The organism is Rhodococcus aerolatus, assembly GCF_054783215.1.
In genome coordinates, this window is sequence record NZ_BAAGQZ010000004.1 from 54670 (window position 1) to 76285 (window position 21616).

Annotated in this window: 27 protein-coding genes; 11 read left to right on the forward strand and 16 right to left on the reverse strand. The window is 76.0% G+C overall.

The features are described from left to right. The first annotated feature begins 22 nt into the window (after positions 1 to 22). The 3 genes from ACYVOF_RS01870 (at position 23) to ACYVOF_RS01880 (ending at position 2270) form a co-directional block, all read left to right on the forward strand. Entirely contained in the window at positions 23 to 829 is an 807-nt protein-coding gene (locus ACYVOF_RS01870; RefSeq protein ID WP_460863758.1) for a crotonase/enoyl-CoA hydratase family protein, read from the forward strand. A 7-nt stretch (positions 830 to 836) separates the two neighbouring features. Beyond that, on the forward strand, positions 837 to 1199 hold the full coding sequence (locus ACYVOF_RS01875; RefSeq protein ID WP_460863759.1) for a nuclear transport factor 2 family protein: 363 nt from the start codon (positions 837 to 839) through the stop codon (positions 1197 to 1199). Between the two features lie 69 nt (positions 1200 to 1268). Next, positions 1269 to 2270 (forward strand): cytochrome c oxidase assembly protein, encoded by a 1002-nt coding sequence (locus ACYVOF_RS01880; protein WP_460864085.1) that lies wholly within the window; start codon positions 1269 to 1271, stop codon positions 2268 to 2270. 13 nt (positions 2271 to 2283) lie between these two features. Here the strand turns inward: ACYVOF_RS01880 and ACYVOF_RS01885 are convergent, their stop codons facing one another. After that, on the reverse strand, positions 2284 to 3096 hold the full coding sequence (locus ACYVOF_RS01885; RefSeq protein ID WP_460863761.1) for an enoyl-CoA hydratase/isomerase family protein: 813 nt from the start codon (positions 3094 to 3096) through the stop codon (positions 2284 to 2286). Positions 3097 to 3223: 127 nt separating this feature from the next. Here ACYVOF_RS01885 and ACYVOF_RS01890 point away from each other — a divergent pair, with 127 nt between their 5' ends. Next, complete coding sequence (locus ACYVOF_RS01890; protein ID WP_460864086.1) at positions 3224 to 4597, forward strand: WS/DGAT/MGAT family O-acyltransferase; 1374 nt, start codon at positions 3224 to 3226, stop codon at positions 4595 to 4597. Positions 4598 to 4690: 93 nt separating this feature from the next. Here ACYVOF_RS01890 and dhaM read toward each other — a convergent pair whose 3' ends face one another. From dhaM to ACYVOF_RS01915, 5 genes are all read right to left on the reverse strand, one after another. Beyond that, positions 4691 to 5098: a dihydroxyacetone kinase phosphoryl donor subunit DhaM gene (dhaM, locus tag ACYVOF_RS01895; RefSeq protein ID WP_460863762.1), complete on the reverse strand. Its 408-nt coding sequence runs from the start codon at positions 5096 to 5098 to the stop codon at positions 4691 to 4693. Beyond that, positions 5095 to 5718, reverse strand: coding sequence for a dihydroxyacetone kinase subunit DhaL (gene dhaL, locus ACYVOF_RS01900; protein WP_460863765.1), 624 nt, complete (start codon positions 5716 to 5718; stop codon positions 5095 to 5097). Before dhaL ends, dhaM begins: the two co-directional genes overlap by 4 nt. Positions 5719 to 5720: 2 nt before the next feature. After that, positions 5721 to 6719 (reverse strand): dihydroxyacetone kinase subunit DhaK, encoded by a 999-nt coding sequence (gene dhaK / locus ACYVOF_RS01905; protein WP_460863766.1) that lies wholly within the window; start codon positions 6717 to 6719, stop codon positions 5721 to 5723. A gap of 132 nt (positions 6720 to 6851) precedes the next feature. Beyond that, on the reverse strand, positions 6852 to 7778 hold the full coding sequence (locus ACYVOF_RS01910) for a D-2-hydroxyacid dehydrogenase (RefSeq protein WP_460863768.1): 927 nt from the start codon (positions 7776 to 7778) through the stop codon (positions 6852 to 6854). Further along, a complete protein-coding gene (locus ACYVOF_RS01915; RefSeq protein WP_460863769.1) occupies positions 7775 to 8710 on the reverse strand; it encodes a polysaccharide deacetylase family protein in 936 nt (311 codons plus the stop codon). Before ACYVOF_RS01915 ends, ACYVOF_RS01910 begins: the two co-directional genes overlap by 4 nt. Positions 8711 to 8728: 18 nt before the next feature. On the opposite strand from ACYVOF_RS01915, the gene ACYVOF_RS01920 reads away from it, so the two are divergent. Beyond that, entirely contained in the window at positions 8729 to 9496 is a 768-nt protein-coding gene (locus ACYVOF_RS01920) for an SDR family NAD(P)-dependent oxidoreductase (protein WP_460863771.1), read from the forward strand. Here ACYVOF_RS01920 and ACYVOF_RS01925 read toward each other — a convergent pair. Both ACYVOF_RS01925 and ACYVOF_RS01930 read right to left on the reverse strand, forming a co-directional pair. After that, positions 9493 to 9846 (reverse strand): VOC family protein, encoded by a 354-nt coding sequence (locus ACYVOF_RS01925; protein WP_460863772.1) that lies wholly within the window; start codon positions 9844 to 9846, stop codon positions 9493 to 9495. The two genes, ACYVOF_RS01920 and ACYVOF_RS01925, sit on opposite strands and share 4 nt — an antisense overlap. Before the next feature lie 67 nt (positions 9847 to 9913). Further along, positions 9914 to 10897 carry an SMP-30/gluconolactonase/LRE family protein gene (locus tag ACYVOF_RS01930; RefSeq protein WP_460863773.1) on the reverse strand — a complete coding sequence of 328 codons (984 nt, stop codon included), beginning with the start codon at positions 10895 to 10897 and terminating at the stop codon, positions 9914 to 9916. Positions 10898 to 11003: 106 nt separating this feature from the next. Here ACYVOF_RS01930 and ACYVOF_RS01935 point away from each other — a divergent pair, with 106 nt between their 5' ends. Then, positions 11004 to 11648, forward strand: coding sequence for a dihydrofolate reductase family protein (locus ACYVOF_RS01935; protein ID WP_460863775.1), 645 nt, complete (start codon positions 11004 to 11006; stop codon positions 11646 to 11648). 9 nt (positions 11649 to 11657) lie between these two features. Here the strand turns inward: ACYVOF_RS01935 and map are convergent, their stop codons facing one another. Beyond that, positions 11658 to 12440, reverse strand: coding sequence for a type I methionyl aminopeptidase (gene map, locus ACYVOF_RS01940; protein ID WP_460863776.1), 783 nt, complete (start codon positions 12438 to 12440; stop codon positions 11658 to 11660). Positions 12441 to 12504: 64 nt separating this feature from the next. On the opposite strand from map, the gene ACYVOF_RS01945 reads away from it, so the two are divergent. Further along, a complete protein-coding gene (locus tag ACYVOF_RS01945; protein ID WP_460863778.1) occupies positions 12505 to 12810 on the forward strand; it encodes a helix-turn-helix domain-containing protein in 306 nt (101 codons plus the stop codon). Here ACYVOF_RS01945 and ACYVOF_RS01950 read toward each other — a convergent pair. Both ACYVOF_RS01950 and ACYVOF_RS01955 read right to left on the reverse strand, forming a co-directional pair. After that, positions 12755 to 13402, reverse strand: a complete 648-nt coding sequence (locus tag ACYVOF_RS01950; RefSeq protein ID WP_460863780.1) for a nitroreductase family protein — start codon at positions 13400 to 13402, stop codon at positions 12755 to 12757. The genes ACYVOF_RS01945 and ACYVOF_RS01950 overlap by 56 nt on opposite strands. Beyond that, positions 13399 to 14229, reverse strand: coding sequence for an AraC family transcriptional regulator (locus tag ACYVOF_RS01955; RefSeq protein ID WP_460863782.1), 831 nt, complete (start codon positions 14227 to 14229; stop codon positions 13399 to 13401). The genes ACYVOF_RS01950 and ACYVOF_RS01955 overlap by 4 nt, the downstream gene beginning before the upstream one ends. 19 nt (positions 14230 to 14248) lie before the next feature. Here ACYVOF_RS01955 and ACYVOF_RS01960 point away from each other — a divergent pair, with 19 nt between their 5' ends. Genes ACYVOF_RS01960 through ACYVOF_RS01970 form a run of 3 tightly spaced genes read left to right on the forward strand, consistent with a single transcriptional unit; the run spans position 14249 to position 16823 of the window. Continuing rightward, on the forward strand, positions 14249 to 14725 hold the full coding sequence (locus tag ACYVOF_RS01960; protein ID WP_460863784.1) for a DUF3224 domain-containing protein: 477 nt from the start codon (positions 14249 to 14251) through the stop codon (positions 14723 to 14725). Positions 14726 to 14773: 48 nt separating this feature from the next. Further along, positions 14774 to 15424, forward strand: a complete 651-nt coding sequence (locus tag ACYVOF_RS01965; protein WP_460863785.1) for a class I SAM-dependent methyltransferase — start codon at positions 14774 to 14776, stop codon at positions 15422 to 15424. Positions 15425 to 15431: 7 nt separating this feature from the next. Further along, positions 15432 to 16823: an HNH endonuclease signature motif containing protein gene (locus tag ACYVOF_RS01970; protein ID WP_460863787.1), complete on the forward strand. Its 1392-nt coding sequence runs from the start codon at positions 15432 to 15434 to the stop codon at positions 16821 to 16823. Positions 16824 to 16952: 129 nt separating this feature from the next. On the opposite strand, the gene ACYVOF_RS01975 is transcribed toward ACYVOF_RS01970, so the two are convergent. Next, positions 16953 to 17513 (reverse strand): hypothetical protein, encoded by a 561-nt coding sequence (locus ACYVOF_RS01975; protein WP_460863789.1) that lies wholly within the window; start codon positions 17511 to 17513, stop codon positions 16953 to 16955. 97 nt (positions 17514 to 17610) lie between these two features. After that, positions 17611 to 18513, reverse strand: coding sequence for a LysR family transcriptional regulator ArgP (locus tag ACYVOF_RS01980; RefSeq protein WP_460863791.1), 903 nt, complete (start codon positions 18511 to 18513; stop codon positions 17611 to 17613). 85 nt (positions 18514 to 18598) lie between these two features. On the opposite strand from ACYVOF_RS01980, the gene ACYVOF_RS01985 reads away from it, so the two are divergent. Beyond that, positions 18599 to 19201, forward strand: coding sequence for a LysE/ArgO family amino acid transporter (locus tag ACYVOF_RS01985; RefSeq protein WP_460863792.1), 603 nt, complete (start codon positions 18599 to 18601; stop codon positions 19199 to 19201). 6 nt (positions 19202 to 19207) lie between these two features. Here ACYVOF_RS01985 and ACYVOF_RS01990 read toward each other — a convergent pair whose 3' ends face one another. The 3 genes from ACYVOF_RS01990 to ACYVOF_RS02000 form a co-directional block, all read right to left on the reverse strand. Continuing rightward, positions 19208 to 19543 (reverse strand): DUF2200 domain-containing protein, encoded by a 336-nt coding sequence (locus ACYVOF_RS01990; protein ID WP_460864087.1) that lies wholly within the window; start codon positions 19541 to 19543, stop codon positions 19208 to 19210. Between the two features lie 26 nt (positions 19544 to 19569). Then, complete coding sequence (gene dnaB, locus ACYVOF_RS01995; protein ID WP_460863794.1) at positions 19570 to 20958, reverse strand: replicative DNA helicase; 1389 nt, start codon at positions 20956 to 20958, stop codon at positions 19570 to 19572. 347 nt (positions 20959 to 21305) lie between these two features. Further along, positions 21306 to 21551, reverse strand: coding sequence for a DUF2630 family protein (locus tag ACYVOF_RS02000; RefSeq protein WP_460863796.1), 246 nt, complete (start codon positions 21549 to 21551; stop codon positions 21306 to 21308). Positions 21552 to 21616 lie beyond the last annotated feature (65 nt).

Consider the following 21616-nt stretch of genomic DNA (forward strand, 5'->3'; position numbering starts at 1 on the left):
CCCCCCACCCCAGGAGCAGCCCGTGAGCGGCACCGACGCCCTCCTCCGCGACCGCGACGGCCACGTCGAGACGTGGACGCTGAACCGGCCCGACACCCGGAACCCGATCTCGGAGCCCGACGTCGTCGACGCCATCGTCGCGGCGGTGGCCGAGGTCAACCTCGACCAGGAGGTGCGGGCGGTCATCCTCACCGGCGCGGGCAGCGCGTTCTCCTCCGGCGGCAACGTCAAGCACATGCGTGACGGGGTGGGCATGTTCGGCGGCACCCCGGCCGAGCTGCGGCAGGGCTACCGGCACGGCATCCAGCGCATCCCCCGCGCGCTCTACCAGTGCGAGGTGCCCACCATCGCCGCGGTGAACGGCCCCGCCATCGGCGCGGGCTGCGACCTGGCCCTGATGTGCGACCTGCGGGTCGCCTCGAGCCGGGCGGTGTTCGCGGAGAGCTTCGCCAAGGTCGGCATCATCCCGGGCGACGGCGGGGCGTGGCTGCTGCCGCGGGCCGTGGGGCAGGCGCGCGCCGCGGAGATGGCCTTCACCGGCGAGCCGGTCGACGCCGCGACGGCGCTGGAGTGGGGCCTGGTCTCGCAGGTCGTCGAGCCCGAGGCGCTGCTGGACGCGGCGCGGGCGCTGGCCGCGCGGGTGGTCGTCAACCCGCCGCACGCCCTGCGGATGACCAAGCGGCTGCTGCGCGAGGGCCAGCACCAGTCGCTGGAGAGCCTGCTCGAGCTCTCCGCGGCCATGCAGGCCGTGGCCCACCACACCGCCGACCACCACGAGGCCGTCGCCGCGATGCTGGACAAGCGCGAGCCCCGCTTCACCGGCGAGTAGCGGGCCCGTGGACCAGGACCTGACCCCGGCGCGGGTCGTCACGGCGCTCTGGGACCGCCTCGACGCGGCTGACTGGGACGGGCTGGCCCGGCTCCTGGCGTCCGACGCGGTCGTCCGCTTCGCCCACTCGGGCGAGGTCTTCGACGGGCCCGGGTGGGTGGCGTTCAACCGCGACTACCCCGGCCGCTGGCGCGCCGACGTGGCCGAGCTGGTGGTGGACGGGGAGCGGGTGGTCGCCCGCGCCCGGGTGCACGACGGCCGGGGCGGGGAGTCGCACGCCGTCGCCTCGTTCGCCACCGTCCACGGCGGCCTCGTCACCGAGCTTCTCGAGGTCTGGGCGGAGGAGGTCGTCGACCCGCCGCGTCGCTGACGTCACAGCCCGGCGGTCCGCGGGCGGGCGGCGGGGCCCGGGTGCCCGGCGCACACTGGCCGGGTGGACATGGACATGGGTGCGGTGCCGGCCCCGACCGCGGGCTCGCTGCTCGGTCAGTGGACGGCGAGCCCGGTGGCGGACCTGCTGCTGGCGCTGGCGGCGGTGGCCTACCTGGTGGGGGTCCGCCGGCTGCGCGCCGGCGGCGGGCACTGGCCCGTGCGGCGCACCGCGGCGGGGGTGGCCGCGGTCGTGCTGCTGGTGGTGTCGCTGAACAGTGCCCTGGCCGTCTACGCGATGGCCCTGTTCTGGGCGCACATGCTCGTGCACCTGCTGCTCATCATGGTCGTGCCCGTGCTCGTGCTGTGGGCGCGGCCGGTGCAGCTGCTGCACGACGTCGCCGGCCCCCGGCTCCGCGCCCGCGTCGAGGCCGTCACCGGCTCCCGCGCCGTCGCCGTGGCCACCAACCCGCTGATCGCCGTGCCCGTCTACACCGCCACCCTGGTGCTGACCCACCTCACGGGCTTCCAGCAGGTGATGCTGGGCAGCGACCTGGTGATGGACCTCGAGACGCTGCTCTACCTCGTCGTCGGCTACCTGACGTTCGCGTCCGTGGTCGGCTCCCCGCTGCTGCGCCAGCACCTCTCGCACCCGCTGAAGTTCGTCGTGCTGGCCGTGTCGATGGGGGCGGACACCCTCGTCGGTGTGGTGCTCATGCTGACCCCGACGGCGATCGCCCCCGGTTACGCCGCGGCCCGGGCCGGGGGCTGGGGGCCCACCGCGCTGGCCGACCAGGGTGCGGCGGGCTCGGTGATGTGGTTCGCCGGGGACGGCCTGATGATGGTGCTCATGCTCGTCGTCGCCGGGCAGTGGGCCGCGGCCGCACCGGGCGAGCAGGGCCTGGGCCGCTGGCTCGACGGCATCCGCAGCCAGCAGCTGATGGGCAGCGACTGGGAGGCCGGCGGTGACGGCGGCATCGACGTGGACGCCGACGACGACGAGGACCGCGCGCTGGCCGCGTACAACGCCCGGCTGGCCGCGCTGCACGGCCGCAGCAGCACGTCGAACTGAGCCCGCCCCGCGCTCAGCCCCGGGCGCGGGCGGTGGCGTAGTCCGGGCGGCGCTTGGCGAGGAACGCGTCGACGCCCTCGGTGCCCTCCGGCCCGCCCGCGCAGGCGGCGATGCCGGCGGCCTCCGCCCGCAGCTGCTCGGGCAGGGTCCGGCCGTCGCTCGCCCGCAGCAGCGCGACGGCCTGGCGGGCGCCCTGCCGCGAGCCGCGGGCGATCTCCTGGGCCAGCCGCGTCGCGGCCACGGCGGCCTCGCCGTCCTCGACGACGCGGGCGGCGACCCCGTGGGCGAGCGCCTCGTCGGCGGTCAGGCCGCGGTTGGTCAGGATCATGTCCGCCGCGAGCGCGGGGCCGACGGCGCGGGGCAGGGAGTGGCTCATCCCGCCGTCGGGGCTCAGCCCGATGCCGCCGTACGCGGCGCGCAGCCCGGCCGAGCGCTCCAGGACGAGGAGGTCCGCGAGCAGGGCCAGGCTGAGCCCGGCCCCCGCCGCCCACCCCTGCACGCCGGCGACCAGCGGCACCCCGAGGTCGACGAGGCCGAGGACGGACTCGTGCAGCGCCTCGGCGAGCGACCCGACGTGCGCGCCCCGGTCCGCGGCGGCGGCGAAGCTGCCCACGTCCCCGCCGACGCAGAAGTTCCTCCCCGTGCTGGTCAGGGTGACGACGCTGATCTCGTCGACCCGGTCCGCGGCCGACCGCACCGCGGCCAGCAGCTCGTCGCCGAAGGCGGTGTCGATGACGTTGCCCGCCGCGGGCCTGACGAACCGGAGGGCGAGCACCCCGTCGGCCAGCTCGGTGTCGATGCGGCGCTCGTCGGTGGGTGTGCTCACGTGCCGTCCCCTCGTCGTCCCCCGGGGCACCCGGGGCCGGTTTGACAACCATCCTGGACCCCATGACGCTCGTCACACGGTCGGGGGACCACCCCCGCGCTGGAGGAGGGTGGCGCGCGTGGACGTCATGTCGGTGCTGGACCAGGGTTTCCTGCTGGCGGAGACGCGCACCCGGCCGATGCACGTCGGCTCGCTGCAGCTGTTCGAGCCGCGCTCGGACGTCGACGCCGACGAGGTCGCGCACATCTACCAGGAGGCCCTGGAGTACACCGACATCCACCCGCGCCTGGCCCGTCGCCCGCGGCGCGGGCCGTCGACCGGGGGGCTGTTCGTCTGGGAGCACGTCGACGACATCGACCTGGGCTACCACTTCCGCCACTCCGCGCTGCCCCGGCCCGGCACCATCAAGGAGCTGCTGGTGCTGGTCTCCCGGCTGCACGCCCAGCTGCTCGACCGGTCCCGGCCGCTGTGGGAGGCCCACCTCATCGAGGGCCTGTCCGACGGCCGCTTCGCGATCTACACCAAGGTCCACCACTCCCTGGTCGACGGCATCTCCGGGATGCGGATGATCCAGAAGGCGCTCTCCCCGGACCCGGAGGAGCGCGGGATGCCCCCGTTCCACGCGGCCACCCCGTCGGCCCGGCGCAAGCGCGGCGGCGGCGGCATCCCCAACCCGGTGTCGCTGGTCCGCTCCACCGTCGGCGGCACCACCAGCCTGGTCACCCAGACCGCGCAGGCCGGGTTCTCCGCGCTGCGCGACGGCCTGACCACCGACGGCACCGTCATGCCGGTGGGGGCGCCGACCACCATCCTCAACCGCAAGATCGGCGCGGCCCGCCGGTTCGCGGCCGACTCCTGGCCGGTGGCGCGCATCGCCGCGGTGCAGGACGCGACGGGCGCGACGATGAACGACGTCGTCACCGCGGTGTGCGGCGGGGCGCTGCGCGCCTACCTCCTCGAGGAGGACAGCCTGCCCGAGCACCCGCTGGTGGCGTTCGTGCCGCTCTCGCTGCGCGACGACAGCGACGGGGACGGCGACAGCGGCAACAAGCTGGGGCTGATCCTGGCCAACCTGGCCACCCACCTGCCCGACGCGGGCGACCGCTTCGCGCTGACCCGGGCGTCGCTGGACGAGGCCAAGGCCCGGATGAAGGGCATCGGGCAGGCCGCGGCCATGGCCATGGGTGCGCCGAGCATCCTGCCGCTGCTGGCCGCCCCGTACGTGCCCACCCAGGCGGGGGTGCGCGGGTTCAACCTCGTCATCTCCAACGTGCCCGGGCCGCACGAGCCGCTGTACTGGAACGGCAACCGGATGACCGACATCTACCCGGTGTCGATCGTCAGCGACGACATGGCGCTGAACATCACGCTGACCAGCTACGCGGGCAACCTGGGGTTCGGCTACATCGGGGACCGCGACGCCGTGCCCCACCTGCAGCGGCTGCTGGTGCACACCGAGAACGCCCTGGTCGACCTGGAGAAGGCCGTCGGCGTCGCCTGACCGCGACCCGTCACCACCGCACACTGCGGGCAGTTGGCCCGGACCCAGGCGGGGCAGATCCGCACAGTGCGGGCAGTCAGCGGGGTGCGGGGCTCAGGCGAGGTGGGTCTGCTTCGGCAGCAGGCCGCGCAGGGCCTCCGCGGCCACTGCGTCCCGGTCGGCCCCGCCGCCGGCCAGGGCGACCGCGCCGACGAGGCCCTCGACGAGCGGGGCCGCGCTGAGCACGACCCGGGCGCGCACGTCGTCGTCGAGCAGCTCGAGCGCGGTCTCCGCCGAGAGCACGGCGCTGCCGAGGTCCATCAGGACGACCACCCCGTCGCCGTCGTCGGCGGCCGCGACCGCCTCGGACACCGCCACCGCGTCGGTGCCGAACCCGCCGTCGGGCCCGCCCGCGGCCACCTCGACGCGCACCCCGGCCGGGGGCAGCACGGCGTGGGCCAGCTCCACCGCGGCGTCGGCCAGCGCCCGGGAGTGGCTGACCACGACGACGCCGACGGTCACGACGGCACCAGGGTGGTGGCCGCGGCCTCGAGCAGCAGCGTCGCCGACGTCGCCCCCGGGTCCTGGTGCCCGGCGCTGCGCTCCCCGAGGTAGCTGGCCCGGCCCTTGCGGGCGACCAGCGCGGTCGTGGCGTCGCGCCCGGCGCCCGCGGCGTCGGCCGCGGCCCGCAGCGCACCGGCCAGGTCGCGGCCGTCCGCGAGCGCCGCGTCGAGGGCGTCCACGGCGGGCAGCAGCGCGTCGAGCATCGTCTTGTCCCCGGCCTCGGCCTTGCCGCGCGCCACCACGCCCTCGACCCCGGCCCGCAGCGCTGCGGCCACGGCGGCGTCGTCCAGCGGATCGGTGCCCGCCGCGGCGGCCGTGCGGAGGAAGAACGTGCCGTAGAGCGGGCCGCTGGCCCCGCCGACGCTGCGCACCAGGGTCATCCCGGCCGCCTTGAGCAGCGCGGCGGGGTCCGCCGACTCGTCCAGCGACTCCAGCACCGCGGTGAAGCCACGGTCGAGGTTGGCCCCGTGGTCGGCGTCGCCGATGGCGGAGTCGAGCTCGGTGAGGTGGTCGCGCTGCTCGTGCACCACCCGGGCGGTCTCGCGCAGCCAGGCGGCGAGCTCGGCGGACCCGACCATCCTCAGACCCCCCACCGCAGGCCGGAGGTGCGCACCGGGGCGTCCCACAGCCGCACCAGCTCGTCGTCGGCGGAGAGCACGGTGAGGGTGCAGCCGGCCATGTCGAGGCTCGTCATGTAGTTGCCGACGAGGCTGCGCGCCACGGTGACCCCGGCCTTGTCGAGCAGGGCCGCGACCTCGCCGTACATCAGGTACAGCTCGAGCAGCGGGGAGCCGCCGAGGCCGTTGAGCAGGACGATGGCCGGGCTGCCGGTGGCGTCGCGGTCGGCGAGGACGGGCTCGACGAGCATCTCGGCGATCTCCCGGGCGGGCGCGAGCGGCACGCGGCGGCGTCCCGGCTCGCCGTGGATGCCGACCCCGACCTCCATCTCCCCCTCGGGCAGGTCGAAGGTGGGCTTGCCGGCGGCGGGCACGGTGCACGAGGTGAGCGCGACACCCATGCTGCGGCCCTGGCCGTTGACGCGGCGGGCCAGCTCGGCGCACCCGGCCAGGTCGCGGCCCTCCTCGGCGGCGGCGCCGACGAGCTTCTCCAGCAGCACGGTCACCCCCACCCCGCGCCGGCCGGCGGTGAACAGGCTGTCGGTCACGGCGACGTCGTCGTCGGTGACGACCACCTCGACCTGGGTGCCGGTGTCGGCGGCCACCATCTCGGCGGCCATCTCGAAGTTCATGACGTCGCCGGTGTAGTTCTTCACCACGTGCAGCACGCCGGCCCCGCCGTCGACGGCCCTCGTGGCGGCCTCCACCTGGTCGGGCACCGGGGAGGTGAACACCTCCCCGGCGCAGGCGGCGTCGAGCATGCCGGGTCCGACGAACCCGCCGTGCAGCGGCTCGTGGCCGGACCCGCCGCCGGAGACGATCCCGACCTTGCCCCGCACCGGGGCGTCGCCGCGGACGACGAGGCGGTGCTCGTGGTCGACCCGCAGCTCGGGGTGCGCGAGCTCGATGCCGCGCAGCGCGTCGGCCACCACGGTCGACGGGTCGTTGATCAGCTTCTTCACGGGGCCTCCTCGTGCGCGCGGCTGTGACCGTGATCACGCTACCGCCCGGCCGGGTGCGGCATCGCGCGGGCTCGACGCACCTCCCGGGCCCGTCCGGGTGCGTCCCGCGGGCGCGATGCACCGCCGCCGGGGTCAGACGACCCGGCTGGTCCAGTCCTGCTCCCCGCGCCCGGCCGCCAGGTTCGCCTCGAACAGCCCCGCCCACGCCGAGCCCCACCGCGGGCTCAGGGCCGCGCTGTGCCCGGTGAGCAGCAGGCCGGGGACGTCCCAGAGCGGGCTGTCGGCGGGCAGCGGCTCGGTGGCCACCACGTCGAGCGCCGCGCCCCGCAGCGCGCCCCCGGTCAGCGCGGCCACCACGGCGTCCTCGTCGACCGTGCTGCCGCGGCCGACGTTGACCAGCCAGCCCTCGCCCAGGGCGTCGAGCTGTGGGGCCCCGACGACGCCGCGGGTGCCCTCGCCGCCGGGCAGCACGCACACCAGCACGTCGGAGCGGGCGCACACCTCGTCGAGCCGGTCCGGGGTGAGCACCTCGACCCCGGCCACGGGCTCGCCGGAGCGGCGCACCCCGAGCACGGCCATGCCGAACGCCCGGGCCCGCACCGCCACCTCCTGGCCGATCGCGCCCAGGCCCAGCACCCCCATCGTCAGCTGCGAGAGCTCCGGGCTGGTGCGCCGCACCCAGCGGTGGGCGCGCTGGTCGTCGTGGGAGGCCAGCACCCCGCGGGTCATGGCGAGCAGGGTGGCGAAGGCGTGCTCGGCCACGCAGTCGGCCAGCACGCCGCGGGCGTTGCACACCACCACGTCCCGGGCGGCGAGCGCCTCGAGCGGGAACGCGTCCACCCCCGCCGCGGTCACCTGCACCCAGGCCAGGCCGTCGGTGAGGAAGTCCTCCCGCCAGCGGAACCCGACGTAGACGCTGCCCGGGGTCGCCAGCGCCGCGGCCACCGCGTCGTCGTCCGCGCAGTCCACCAGCTCGACCAGCCCGCGCTGCTGCAGGGCGCGCACCTCGTCGAGCACCCCGGGCGGGCGGTCCGGGTGCAGCACCACCCGCGTGGTCACGTGGGCACCTCGGGCGGGCACTGCTCGCGCCACCAGTCGGCCACCTGTCCACGGTGGACGAACGACGCGCCGTCCAGCCCCGAGACGTGGGCGAGGATGTCGCGCACCGCGGTCGCCCGGGCCGCCTGCCCGCTCCAGCGCGCGTGCAGCCCGATCGTCATCAGCCGGGCCCGGCCCGTCTCCCGGGCCTCCTCGAGCAGGAAGTCCGCAGCGGCGCACACCGTCTCGGCGAAGTGGCGCGGGGTGGCGTAGGTCGGGGCCAGGAAGTAGCGGGTATCGTTGTGCACCTTGGAGTACGGCACCACCAGCCAGGGCCAGCCGTCCACCGAGGTCCAGTACGGCAGCTCGTCGTTGACCGAGTCGGAGTCGTAGGTCAGGTCGGGGTGCGCGGCGAGGATGGCCCGGGTGCGCACCGAGGGGAACGAGCGCACGTACCAACCGCGCACCGGCCGGCCCAGCAGCTCGCGGAGCACGGCCGCGCCCCGCCACACGTCCTCGGTCTCCTCCGCCTCGTCCATCGTGGACACCTCGGCCCACCGGTAGCCGTGGCCCAGCACGTCGTGCCCGGAGTCGCGCAGCCAGGCGGCGAACGGCGGGTTGCGCTCCAGCGACCGCGCGCACACCCCGAAGGTCACCGGCACGTCGAACCGCTCGACCAGGCGCACCAGCCGCCAGATGCCGACCCGGCTGCCGAACTCGAAGTGGCCCTCGGTGCCCAGGTCGCGCACACCCGCGTCGATCGGGATCGTGTACTCGCCCCAGGAGTCGTTGCCCTCCCCGTCGGCCCAGGACGCCTCGGCGCCCTCCTCCACGTTGATCACCACGTTCACCGCGAGCAGCGACCCGTCGGGCCAGCGCTCCAGCGGGGTGTCACGGCCGTGCCCGACGAAGTCGCGGCCCCCGGTGTCCCCCGCGCCCGCGTCCGGCTCCATGCCCCCATCATGGACGTCGTGACGACGCAGCGGCTGGCGGGGCGGGTGTGCCTGGTGACGGGCTCGTCGTCGGGGATCGGCCGCGCGGTCGCGCTGGCCTGCCACGCCGAGGGCGCGGTGGTGGTGTGCGCCGACGTCCGCGCCGACCCGGTGGAGGGCGGCGAGCCGACGTCGTCGCTGGTCGGCGGGCACGAGGTGCTGCTCGACCTGGCCGACGCCGAGGCCGTGCAGGCGCTGGTGCCGCGCGTCGTCGCCGAGCACGGCCGCCTCGACGTGCTGGTCAACAACGCCGCCACCTACGTCTCCCAGCCGCTGGCCGACACCACCCTTGCCGGGTGGGAGCACGTCATGGCCGTCAACGTCACCGCCCCGTTCCTGCTCTCCCGCGACGCGGTCCGGCACTGGCGGGGCCGCGAGCCCGACGCCCACGGGGTGCGCGGCCGCATCGTCAACCTGGCCAGCCAGCACGGCCTGGTCGGGGCGCCCGCCGACGCCGCCTACGGGGTCAGCAAGGGCGCGGTGGTGCAGCTGACCCGCCAGACCGCCACCGACCACGGCCCCGACGGCGTGGTCTGCAACGCCGTGGCGCCGGGCAAGGTCATGACCGGCAAGGGTGGGCGCGAGGACGACCCGGAGTGGGTGGCGCGCTGGCAGTCCCGCACCCCGTACCCGCGCCTGGGCCGGCCCGACGACGTCGCGGCGGCGGTGGTGTTCCTGGCCTCGGACGAGGCGCGCTACACCTCGGGCGCGGTGCTCGTGGTCGACGGCGGGTGGAGCGCCAGCTAGTCGTGGTGGGCGACGACGTTGACCACCGTGCCGTCCGGGGCGCGGACGAAGAAGCGCCGCACGCCCCAGGCCTCGGTGGTGAGCGGGTGCACGACCTCCAGGCCCAGCGCGACGGCCTCGGCGTGGGCCGCGTCGACGTCGTCGGTCATCACCGAGATGGCGGGCAGCGCGGCCGCGGTCGCGTCGCGGGTGAGCAGCTGCAGCGACGCCCCGGTCTCCGGCGAGGTGTACCGGGCCACCCAGCCGAGGCTGAACTCCTGGGTGCTCAGGCCGAGGAAGCCGCGGTAGAAGGCCTCGGCCTCCTCGAGGTCGGCGACGGGCAGGTCGGCGATGACGCGGGTGGTGCGCACGGGCCCTCCAGGTGCTCTCGGGTCCCGTCAGGATCGACCCGACGACGCCGGGTGTCGAGGCCCCGGGTCAGGCCGGGGGGCCGGGGACGGTGACCCGCGCGGTCTCGATGCGGCCGTCCCGGCGGCCCACCAGCTCGGCCTCGGTGAACGTCGGCGCGGTGGCGACGAACAGGTCGTGCCCGCCGAGCACGCAGGCGAACGCGGGCTGCGAGGTGCGCACCCGCTCCAGCACCTGCCCGCCCGGGGCGAGGCGCACGCACTCGGGGTGCCGCGCGTTGGCCACCCAGATCGCACCCTCGGCGTCGGCGCAGGTGCCGTCGGGGGAGATCCCGGAGCGGTCCAGCGCGGGCCGCACCCGGGTCTCGTCGAGCCGGCGCAGCAGCGCGCGCACGCCCGTCCCCACGAGCCCGGGAGACCCGGTGACGGCCGCGACGGCCGGTGGGGTGAGCGCGGCCCAGGTGCGGCGCCGGGTGAGGCCGCCGTCGGGCAGGACGTCGAACGCGGTCAGCCGGGAGCCGATCGTCTCGGCCACCACGAGCACCGCCCCGTCGTCGAGCAGCACGGTGCCGTTGGGGAAGGCGAGGTCGTCGGCCACGGCGCGGTGGCTGCCATCGGGGTCGACGCGGACCAGCACCGTGCTCGGCGGCCCCGGGCGCTCCAGCAGCGCCACCCGGCCGCGCCGCGCGGTCACGGCGTCGAGGTCGAAGCCGAAGAAGCCGACGTAGGCCCGGCCGTGGGCGTCGACGACCATGTCGTTGGCCCGGAACCCCTGGTAGCCGCGGAGGTCGGCGTGCTCGACGAGCTCACCGTCGGGCTCGCGGCGCAGCAGCCGGTTGTCCCGCATGGAGACCACGAGCAGCCGGCCGTCGGGCAGCCAGCCCAGCCCGGACGGGCCGGCGGGGACCTCGCAGACCACCTCGGGCGGGCCGTCGGCGGCGGCCCGCCAGACCCGGCCGTCGTGCTGGTCGGAGAACCACAGGGCCTGCTGGTGCCACCGCAGCCCCTCGGGGAACACGAGTCCGGTGTGCAGGGTGCGGGCGGCGGTGGTCACCCGGTCATGCTGCCCGAACGGCCGACGGCGCGGCGCGATGAGTCCGACGGCCGCGGGTGGTCTGCCACCGTGACCGTTCCAGCCCACCAACCCCGGGAGCGCCGCCGTGCGTCTGACCGTCCACAGCTTCCTCACCCTCGACGGCGTCGCCCAGGGCCCCGGCTCGCCGGAGGAGGACCCACGCGACGGGTTCACCGCGGGCGGTTGGGTGGTGCCGCACGTCGACGACGGGTTCGGCGAGGTCGTCGACTCCTGGTTCGCCCGCGCGGGGGCGTTCCTGTTCGGCCGGGTGACCTTCGAGATGATGCGCGCGTTCTGGCCCCAGGTCACCGACCCGGACGACACGACCGCCCGGCTGCTCAACACCCTGCCCAAGCACCTGGTCTCGTCGACGGTGACCGACCCGGGCTGGGGTGACACCACGGTGGTCGCCGCCGACGTGCTCGACGCGGTGCGCCGGCTCAAGGCCGCGCCGGGCGACGGGGAGCTGCAGGTGCACGGCTGCACCGCGCTGGCCGCCTCGCTGCACGCCGCCGGGCTCGTCGACGAGTACCGGCTGCTCACGTTCCCCGTCACCGTGGGCGCGGGCCGGCGGCTGTTCACCCCGGACGCCCCGCTGACCGGGTTCCGCGTGGTGGACTCGCGCGTCACCCCGGCCGGGGTCACCTACGCCGCGCTCGTGCCCGCCGAGGCGGCCGTGGGCACGGTGAGCGTCGTGGACGGGGCCGAGCAGGTCACGGTCGGCGGCTAGCCCCGCGGGTCAGCGGACGGTCAGCCGCTGCGGCCCGTCGTCGGTGACGGCCACGGTGTGCTCGACGTGCGCGGCGCGACGGCCGTCGGCGGTGACGATGGTCCAGCCGTCCTTCTTGGTCCGGTAGGCGCTGCCGCCCTGGTGCAGCATCGGCTCGATCGCGATGGTGTTGCCCGCCCGGAGGCGGTACTGCCCGGCGTCGGCCGTGGGCTGGTTGGGGACGAACGGCCACTCGTGCATGGCGGTGCCGATGCCGTGCCCGCCGTGGTCGGGCAGGTGGGAGTAGCCGTGGCGCCGGGCGACGGCGTCGATGGCCGTCGAGACGTCGAGGAACGTCGCGCCGGGGACGGCGGCGGCGATGCCCGCGTCGAGCGCCTCCTGGGTGGCGGCGACGAGCGCGGTGTCGGCCTCCTCGACGGGCCCGACCTCGACGGTGACGGCCGCGTCGCCGTGCCAGCCGTCGACGATCGCGCCGCAGTCGATGCTGAGCAGGTCGCCCTCGTGCAGCCGCCGCCCGCTGGGCCGGCCGTGGACGACGGCCTCGTTGGGCGAGAGGCACAGCACCCCGTTGAACGGGGTCGGCGCCCACGTCGGGGTGTAGCCCAGGAAGGACGGCAGCGCCCCGGCGTCGCGCATGATCGTCTGGGCGAGCGCGTCGAGGTCCTTGAGCTTGGCGCCCGGGACCGCGGCGGCCGAGACGGCGGCGAGGCACTCGGCCACGACGCGGCCGGCCTCGCGCATCGCGGCGAGCTCGCCGGCGGAGCGGACGGGGAGGACGTGCTCATCTGCCATGGCCGCCACTGTACAACTATCCCGGTACAACTATCCCGGGATAGGTGTCCCGTAGGGTGTCGTCGTGGTCCGCATCCCCCTGAGCTCGTTCGAGCGTGAGCGCGGCGCCGCGCTGGGGGCGTTGCTGCGCGAGGCCCGCGGCGAGCGGCCGGTGCGCGACGTGGCCGCGTGCGCGGGCCTGGCGGAGGAGACCGTGCGCAAGATCGAGCGCGGCGCGGTGCCCACGCCGAGCCTCTTCGCCGTCGCGGCGCTGGCCGAGACGCTGGACCTCGAGCTGGACGTGCTGGTCCGGGCCTGCCGCGAGCAGGCCGGGCTCACCAGCGGTCGAGGTGCAGCACCTCGTCCAGCGGCTGGCGCCGCGCGGGCTTGAACGTCTCCCCCGTGTAGTACGCCGTGGGCAGCAGCGCGCCCTGGTGCACCCCGTCGGGCAGGCCGAGGATCTCGGCCACGTCGGCCTCCCGCTGCAGGTGCACCGTGGTCCACGCCGTGCCCAGCCCGCGGTCCCGCGCGGCCAGCGCGTAGCTCCACGCGGCGGGCAGCAGCGAGCCCCACAGCCCGGCCTGGTTGCCTGCCGGCAGCGGACGGCCGGTCTGCAGGCACGGCACCAGCAGCACCGGCGCCTCCCCCAGGTGCTCGCCCAGCCAGGAGGCGCTGTCACCCACCCGCTGCTGCACGGCGGCCCGCTCGGGGTCGTCGGCGTGCAGGTTGCCCGCGAAGCCCTTCGACGCCTGGTAGCGGGCGAAGCAGTCGCGGTAGACCTCGCCGATCGCGGCGCGCTGCGCCGCGTCGGTGACGACGAGCCAGTGCCAGCCCTGCGCGTTGCCGCCCGACGGGGCCTGCAGCGCCACCTCGACGCACTCCCGCACCAGCTCCAGCGGCACGGGGCGGGTCATGTCGAGCCGGCGGCGGACGGTGCGGGTGGTGGTGAGCAGCTCGTCGGTGCTCAGCGCGGGTCGGGTCACCGGGCCATCGTGGCAGCCGCACGACGGGCGGAGTAGGCGGCCGGGGTCATCCCGACCACGGAGCGGACGTCGCGGGTGAGGTGGGCCTGGTCGGCGTAGCCCAGCTGCGCGGCCAGGGCGGCGACGTCGAGCGGCTGGCCCGGGTGCAGCGCCTGGGTCGCGTCGTGCAGCCGGTGGCGCAGCAGCACCCACTTGGGGCTGACGCCGACGTGGGCGCGGAACATCCGCTGCAGCCCGCGGACCGAGGTGCCGGCGTGCGCGGCGAGTTGCTCGACGCGGGTCACGTCGGGCCGGACCGCGACGTCGTCGACGAGGTGGTTGACCAGGTCCAGCACCGGGTCCGGCGCCCCGGCGGGCAGCCGCAGCCGCAGCAGGGTCACCAGCACCGCCGCGGCGTCGTCGTCGGGCCGCCCGGCGGCGTCGCGGGCCAGGGCGTCGGCGTCGACACCCGGGAAGACGTCGGGGACGGGGACCTCCCGGCCGGTGAGGGACACGACCGGGCCGTCGAGCAGGCACGCGAACCCGCCGGGTCGGAAGCGGGCGCCGAGCACCCGGCCCGCCCCCTCGAGCGTGTAGTCGTAGCGGCCCGTCGACACCCCCGTCACGCGCGACGGCCGCGCGGTCTCCAGCGTCAGGTTCACCGCCGGGAACGGCAGCACCCCGGTCGTCCGCGGCGGCGCACCGCGCAGGTCCCACTCCAGCAGCCAGACGAACGCGACGTGGCGGGCGAGGTCGGCGGGCGGGTCGAGGCGCACCAGCCGGTAGGCCTGCCGGGACTCCTCGGGCAGCAGCAGGCCGCGGTCGGCGGGGTCGGCGCCGGTGCTCACGGCCCCGAGCCTGGCCGCGGTGTCGCGTTCGTTCAAGACCCCCGCCCGTCGCGGCGATCAGGGTGGTGCGACGACCACGACCCAGGAGGACGACGTGCGGCTCGACGGCGAGATGGAGACGGTGGAGTGGAGCGAGACCACGTGGGCCGGGGAGGACCACACCGCGGTGTCCGGGCCCAAGCAGACGACCGCGGTGGTGCGGACCCGGTGGACCGGGGACGTGACGGGCGACGGGGAGCAGCGCTGGCTGATGACGTACCTGTCGGACGACCACGCGGAGTTCGTCGGCCTGGAGACCGTGATCGGCACGTACGACGGACGGCCGTGCAGCGTCGCGCTGACCCACCGCGGGGCCTACCGCGACGGTGGTGTGCGGTCGGCGTCCGCCGTGGTCGAGGGGTCGGGCACCGGGTCGCTGCAGGGGTGGACCGGGGCCGGTTTGCTGGAGTTCGGCGGCGGTGCCGACCACCGGAGCCGGTGGTCCGTGGGTGGGTGAGAGGAGCCGCCCGGCGGGGTGTCGGCCGGCGGGGTGTTTCCTGGTGGGGTGGGCCTCTACACCGACCGGGTGCTCCCCCGGCTGATCGACGTCGCGCTCGGCCGCGGGGTCGAGGCGCTGCGGGCCGAGGTGTGTGCCGGGCTGCACGGCACCGTGGTGGAGGTCGGCTTCGGCTCCGGGCGCAACGTGGCGCACTACCCCGCCGCGGTGAGCCGGGTGCTGGCGGTGGATCCCTCGCCGGGCGGCCGGGCGCTGGCGGCGGACCGCATCGCGGCGTCACCGGTGCCGGTCGAGTGGGTGGGCCTCGACGGGCAGCGGCTGCCGCTGGCCGCCGGCTCCGCCGACGCGGTGCTGAGCACCTGGACGCTGTGCACCATCCCCGACGTGGCGACCGCCCTGGCCGAGGTGCGCCGGGTGCTGCGGCCCGGGGGGACGCTGCACGTCCTGGAGCACGGCCGCTCACCGCGGCCCGGGGTCGCGGCGTGGCAGCACCGCCTCGGGCCGGTGTGGGGGCGGCTGGCGGGCGGGTGCCACCTCGACCGGCCCGTGCCGGACCTGCTGCGGGCGGCGGGGTTCGAGGTCGACGGGTTGCGGACGTTCGTCGAGGGCCCGGAGCTCTCGGGGCGGCTGTTCCTGGGCGAGGCCCGGACGCAGGACGTGCCGCCGGATCGTGAGAACTGTCGGACCCCCTTGCCATGATGCGAACATGCGTTCGACCGGCACGTCCGAGGGGCTCGCGCAGCTGCGCGCGGGCCTCGACGCGCTGCTGCGGACGGACGCGCTGACGGGGCTCGACGACGACGAGGTGCTCGAGGTCGTCCGGGAGTGCGAGCTCGCGCGCCGCCGGCTGTCCTCGGTGGACCACGCGACGGTCACCGAGCTCGAGGTCCGCTCCGTGCCCGCACGGTTCCGCCACCGCAGCGCCGCCGGGGTCCTCACCGAGGTCCTGGGCATCGACCTCGCGGAGGCCCGGGAGCGGGTGCGCCGCGCCGCCGAGCTCGGTCCGCGCACTGCGATGAACGGCGACCCGGTCGAGCCCGTGCTCCCGGCGACCGCGGCCGCGCAGTCCCGCGGCGAGCTGTCGGACCGCCACGCCGCGGTCATCTCCCGCGCCGTGCGGGACCTGCCCCGCTTCGTCGAGCCCGAGGTGCGGTCCGCGGTGGAGGCCGAGCTCGCCGAGCGCGGCGCCCAGCTGCTCCCGACCGAGCTGCGGGCCCTGGCCGAGCGCATCGCCGCCCACCTCGACCCGGACGGGTCGCTCACCGACGACGCCGACCGCGCCCGGCGCCGGTCGTTCACGGTGGGCCCGCAGGGGGCCGACGGGATGTCCCGGGTGAGCGGCCAGCTCGACCCCGCGTGCCGTGCCCTGCTCGACGCCGCCTTCGTCAGCCTGGCGAAGCCGACCCCGGCCGGATCCGTGCGCGACCCCCGCTCGGCGGGTCAGCGCCAGCACGACGCGCTCGCCGCCGTCTGCGAGCTCGCCCTGGGCGCGGACACCGTCGGCTCGGCCCACGGCTCGCCGGCCGAGGTCGTCGTCACCGTCGGCCTCGACGACCTGGAGCGGCGGGCCGGGCGCGCGACCACGGCGACCGGGGTGCGGCTGACGGTCCCCGAGCTGCTCGACCTGGCCCGCGACGGGTCGTGGGCGCTGGCCGTGATGTCCGGCGAGGGCCACCCGCTGTGGCTGGGCCGCGGGCAACGACTGGCCTCGCCGGCCCAGCGCCGCGCCCTCGCCGCACGCGACGGCGGGTGCACCCGGCCCGGCTGCGACATCCCCGCCGCGTGGTGCCAGGCCCACCACCTGGTGCCCTGGGCCGAGGGCGGGCGCACCGACGTCGACGCCATGGTCACGGTCTGCGAGTTCGACCACCGGCTGGCCGACGAGGGCTGGACCATCACGCTGGACCCGGCCACCGCCACCGTCGAGTGGACCCCGCCGCCGTGGCTCGACCCGACGCGGACCCCGCGGGTCAACCAGCTGCGCCGGCCGTCCCGCACGCCACGAGGTCGGCCACGACTGAGCACGCGACCGGGCCGGGCCGGCGCCGTCCGGCGGACGCGCCCGAGCACGGCGCCCGAGGCAGCCGAACCGCCCTGACGGGCCTTTCCCCCGCGGTCGGGTCGGACCACGGCCGTCACAGCACCGTCGTCCCGGGGTCGCGCCCTACGACCGCGATGGTCGCCCCAGCCCCGTGCCCGTGTGGCGGGGTGCTCCGTGGTGCGCCGGTCAGGCCAGCGCCTCGAGCAGCTGCGCCTTGGACTTGCCCGAGAGGCCGGTGAGGCCCCGGTCGCGGGCCTCGGCGCGCAGCTCGACGACGGTCCACGAGGAGTCCGGTGTGCGCTCGGCGGCGACCGCGGTGGCCGGCTCGCCGACGGCAGGCTCCACGGCGGGCTCGACGGCGTCCGCCTCGACCGCAGCGGGCTCCACCGCAGCCGACTCCCGACGGGGCTCGGCCGTCGCGCGGGTCAGCCGCCGCTGCAGCTTGGCGACCTTCGCGTCGGCCCGCGACGCCGCACGCCGGTGCTTGGTCGTCTCCGCCTGCTGGGCCTTGACCTCCCCGCGGTGCGCCTTGGCCGCGGCCCGCTGGGTCTTGGCCTCGGCCTTCCACCGCTCCGCGCGGTCCACGGCCTTGGCCAGCTCCTTCTCGGCGCGGTCCGTGGCCCTGGCCAGCTTCTTCTCCGCGCGGGCGAGGCGGTCCTCCGCGGCCGCGAGGCTGCGCCGCAGCTCCTTCGTGCCCGCCCCGGCCGACGAGCCGGACTTCGTGCGCTTCTTCTTCGTGGGGCTCATGGGTCCTCGCTGGTCGACGTGCGGTGCGGTCCGACCGGCCGTGCACCGGTCCTCCCGCCATGGTCCCAGGATCCGGCCCGGCGCGGGACCCGGCCGGTCAGCGCCCGGCCGGGCCCCCGCGCACCAGCGCCGCCGCGGCGCTCGTCGTGAGCGCCTCCGTCACCCGGTCCAGGGCTGCGCCCCCGTCGCGCCACCGCTGCCAGTGCAGCACCACGTCCGCCGCGTCGCCGGGCACCAGCTCGACCAGCCGGCCCCGGTCGAGGTCGTCCCCCGCCTGCAGGTCCGGCACCATGCCCCACCCCCATCCCAGCCGGACCGCGTCCACGAAGTCGGCCGACGACGGGACGCGGTGGGTCGGTGGCGCCGCGGCCCCGGCACCGTGGCGGCGCAGGAACGCGTGCTGCAGGTCGTCGTCGCGGTCGAACACCACGACGGGGGCGCGGGCGAGCGCCGCGGGGGTCGGGCCGTCCGGGAACCACCGGGCGAGGACCGCGCGCGTCGCCACCGCGCGGTACCGCATCGCCCCGAGCGCGACGGTGCGGCACCCGGGTACCGGCGCGGCCTCGGCCGTCACCGCACCCACCACCGACCCGTCGCGCAGCAGCGCCGCGGTCCGCTCCTGGTCGGCGCGGTGCAGCTCGAGGGACACCTCGGCGGCCAGCGGGGCCAGTGCCGGCAGCACCCACGTCGCGAGCGAGTCGGCGTTGACCGCGACCGCCACCCGCGGCACCCGGCCCGGCTCGGCCACCCCCAGCCCGGCGGCGGCCTCCGCCGTCAGCTGCTCCACCTGCCGCGCGAGCCGGAGCACCACCTCACCCGCCGCCGTGACCCGGACGGGTCGGCTGCGCACCAGCAGGACCCGGCCCGTGGCCGCCTCCAGCGCGCGCAGCCGCTGGCTCACCGCGGACGGGGTGACGTGCAGGACGCGCGCCGCGCCCTCGAGGCTCCCCTCGGCCACCGCCACCGAGAGGGCCCGCAGCTGGCCGGGGTCGAGGTCCACCGGGGCCAGGCTAGGTGAAGCGGTGCTTCAGGTACCGCAGGAACATGAGCGGCGCCGGCACCACGCGGTGCCTAGCGTCCTGGTCGTGACCACCGCAGCACTCGCCGGGCTCGGCCTGGGGCTCTCGCTCATCGTCGCCATCGGCGCGCAGAACGCGTTCGTGCTGCGCCAGGGTGTCGCCGGGCGGCACGTGGTGCCCGTGGTCGCGCTGTGCGCCGCGTCCGACGCGGTGCTCATCGCCGCCGGGGTCGGCGGGGCGGGGGCCCTGGTCGCCGCGCGGCCGACCGTGCTGGCCGTGGTGCGGGTGGCCGGCGCCGCCGTCCTGCTCGGGTACGCCGCGCTCGCGGCCCGGCGGGCGGCCCGCCCGGGCACGCTGGCCCCCGCGGGCGGGACCGGGGCGGGGCTGGCCGCGACCCTGGGCACCGCCGCGGCGCTGACGTGGCTGAACCCGCACGTCTACCTCGACACCGTGGTCCTGCTCGGCAGCGTCTCGGCCACCCACGGTGACCAGCGGTGGGCCTTCGGCGCCGGTGCTGCCCTGGGCAGCCTGCTGTGGTTCACCGGCCTCGGCTTCGGCGCCCGGGTCGCCCGCCCCCTGTTCGCCCGCCCCGGGGCGTGGCGCACGCTCGACGTCCTCGTCGCCACCGTCATGGTGGTCGCGGCGGTGACGCTGCTGCTCGGGTCCTGAGCCGCCTCAGCTGCGGCTGCCCCGCAGGATGGACGTCATCTTCTTGCCCCGGGCCACCTCGTCGACGAGCTTGTCGAGCTGGCGCACCCGCTGCATCAGCGGGTCCTCGATCTCCTCCACGCGGTGCCCGCAGATCATCCCGGTGATGAGCGCGGCGTCGGGGTTCATGGCCGGGGCCTCGGCGAAGAACGTGGCCAGGTCGACCCCGTCGTCCAGGACCCGGCGCAGGCCCGCGTCGTCGTAGCCCGTCAGCCAGGCGATGACGGTGTCCACGTCGTCCCGGCTGCGGCCCTTGCGCTCGACCTTGGTCACGTAGAGCGGGTAGACCGTGGCGAACGGCATGGCGGAGACCCGGTGCGGTGCCACGGCTACTGCGCCATGTTCGCGAACTTGGACAGGTGGAGCCGGTGGGCGACCGTGATGGTCTTCGTCGGGCCGTTGCGGTGCTTGGCCAGGATCAGGTCGGCCTCGCCGCCGCGGGGGTCGTCGGAGTCGAACGCGTCGGGCCGGTTGATGAGCAGCACCATGTCGGCGTCCTGCTCCAGCGACCCCGACTCGCGGAGGTCGGAGAGCTGCGGCTTCTTGTCGGTGCGCTGCTCGGGACCGCGGTTGAGCTGGCTGATCGCGATCACGGGGACCTCCAGCTCCTTGGCCAGCAGCTTGAGCTGGCGGGAGAACTCGCTGACCTCCTGCTGCCGGGACTCGACCTTCTTGCCCGACGTCATCAGCTGCAGGTAGTCGACCATGATCAGCTTGAGCTCGTGGCGCTGCTTGAGCCGCCGCGCCTTGGCCCGGATCTCCATCATGGTCATGTTCGGGGAGTCGTCGATGAACAACGGCGCCTCGCTGATCTCCCCCATCCGCCGCGCCAGCTTCGACCAGTCCGCGTCGGACATGCTGCCCGAGCGCATCCGGGCCAGCGGGATGTCCGCCTCGGCGGAGAGCAGCCGCATGGTCAGCTCGGTGCGGCTCATCTCCAGCGAGAAGATGACGCTGCCCATGCCGTGCTTGATCGAGCAGGAACGGATCCAGTCCAGCCCGAGGGTCGACTTCCCCACGCCGGGCCGCGCCGCGACGATGATCATCTGACCGGGGTGCAGGCCGTTGGTCAGCTCGTCGAACTCGACGAACCCCGTCGGCACGCCGAGGGAGAGCCCGCCCCGGCTGGCGATGGCATCCATCTCGTCCATCGTCGGCTGCAGCAGCGCCTCGAGGGGCACGTAGTCCTCGGTGGTGCGGCGCTCGGTCACCTCGTAGACCTCGGCCTGGGCGCGGTCGACGACCTCGGCCACGTCCTGCCCGTCGGCCCCGGCGTAGCCGAACTGCACGATGCGGGTGCCCGCCTCGACCAGGCGCCGCAGGATCGCCTTCTCGGCGACGATCTGGGCGTAGTAGCCGGCGTTGGCGGCCGTGGGCACCGTCGCGATGAGCGTGTGCAGGTACGGCCCGCCCCCGATGCGGCGCAGCTGGCCGCGACGGTCGAGCTCGGCGGAGACGGTCACCGCGTCCGCGGGCTCACCCCGGGCGTAGAGGTCGAGCACGCAGTCGTAGACGTCCTGGTGCGCGGGGCGGTAGAAGTCGCCCGGGCTGAGCACCTCGAGCACGTCGGCGATCGCGTCCTTGCTCAGCAGCATGCCGCCGAGCACGGCCTGCTCCGCGGCCATGTCCTGCGGCGGCTGGCGGCCGTAGTCGGTGGCCGGCTCGACCCCCTGGTCGATGCGCACCGGGGCCGCACCGCGATCGTCGACCAGCGCCACGCGCCACCTCTTCCTGTTCCTCGGACCCGCCCGTCACCGGCCCACCGCCGTGCCCCGAGGTCTACCCGGGACCCCCGACAACCCGGCGGACCCGGCTCGGTCGCGGCGACGCTAGCCCCGTCCGGGAGCCCCTCCAACCACCGTTGTGGACGACCCTGTTGAGCGGGTGGGGACGGCTGCGCGCGGCGTTGTGCACGCCCTGGGGACAACCTGTGCACCGATCGCGATCACCGCACCGTCGCCGCAGGTGGGCGGGCCGGTGGGGGTGGGGCGGGCTGTGGAGCGATCGCGGCTCGGCGTGTCCCGGGGCTTGACAGCCCGGGCGTGTTGTCCCACCCCCGCCGGGCTCAGCTCAGGTAGCCCTCGACGGTGCCCGTGGGACGCTCGCGGGCCTCACCCGGGTCCTGGTCGGCGTCGCGGCGGGCCTGGCGCTGGCGGACCAGGTCCCACACCCGGTCGAGGCCCTGCTCGAGCTCGCGCAGGCGGTCACGCTCGGCGTCGGTGAGGCCGTTGCCCCCGGCGGCGGCGCCGCGCAGGGCGTGCTCCTCGGCCACCATCTCGTCGATGCGGGCGTGCAGGTCGTCGTCGGCCACGGGGGCTCCTCGGCTGTGGGCTGGTGGGAGCGGTCGCTCCTGCACCCACCCTGCCCCCGGCCCGG

Excerpts from the sequence above, each read along its gene's own strand:
- ACYVOF_RS01890 (WP_460864086.1), top strand. The coding sequence starts at position 3,224 with ATGTCGGTGCTGGACCAGGGTTTCCTGCTGGCGGAGACGCGCACCCGG.
- dhaL (WP_460863765.1), bottom strand. The coding sequence starts at position 5,718 with ATGGTCGGGTCCGCCGAGCTCGCCGCCTGGCTGCGCGAGACCGCCCGG.
- ACYVOF_RS01880 (WP_460864085.1), top strand. The coding sequence starts at position 1,269 with ATGGACATGGGTGCGGTGCCGGCCCCGACCGCGGGCTCGCTGCTCGGT.
- ACYVOF_RS01990 (WP_460864087.1), bottom strand. The coding sequence starts at position 19,543 with ATGCCGTTCGCCACGGTCTACCCGCTCTACGTGACCAAGGTCGAGCGC.
- ACYVOF_RS01975 (WP_460863789.1), bottom strand. The coding sequence starts at position 17,513 with ATGAGCCCCACGAAGAAGAAGCGCACGAAGTCCGGCTCGTCGGCCGGG.
- ACYVOF_RS01915 (WP_460863769.1), bottom strand. The coding sequence starts at position 8,710 with ATGGAGCCGGACGCGGGCGCGGGGGACACCGGGGGCCGCGACTTCGTC.
- ACYVOF_RS01970 (WP_460863787.1), top strand. The coding sequence starts at position 15,432 with ATGCGTTCGACCGGCACGTCCGAGGGGCTCGCGCAGCTGCGCGCGGGC.
- map (WP_460863776.1), bottom strand. The coding sequence starts at position 12,440 with ATGGCAGATGAGCACGTCCTCCCCGTCCGCTCCGCCGGCGAGCTCGCC.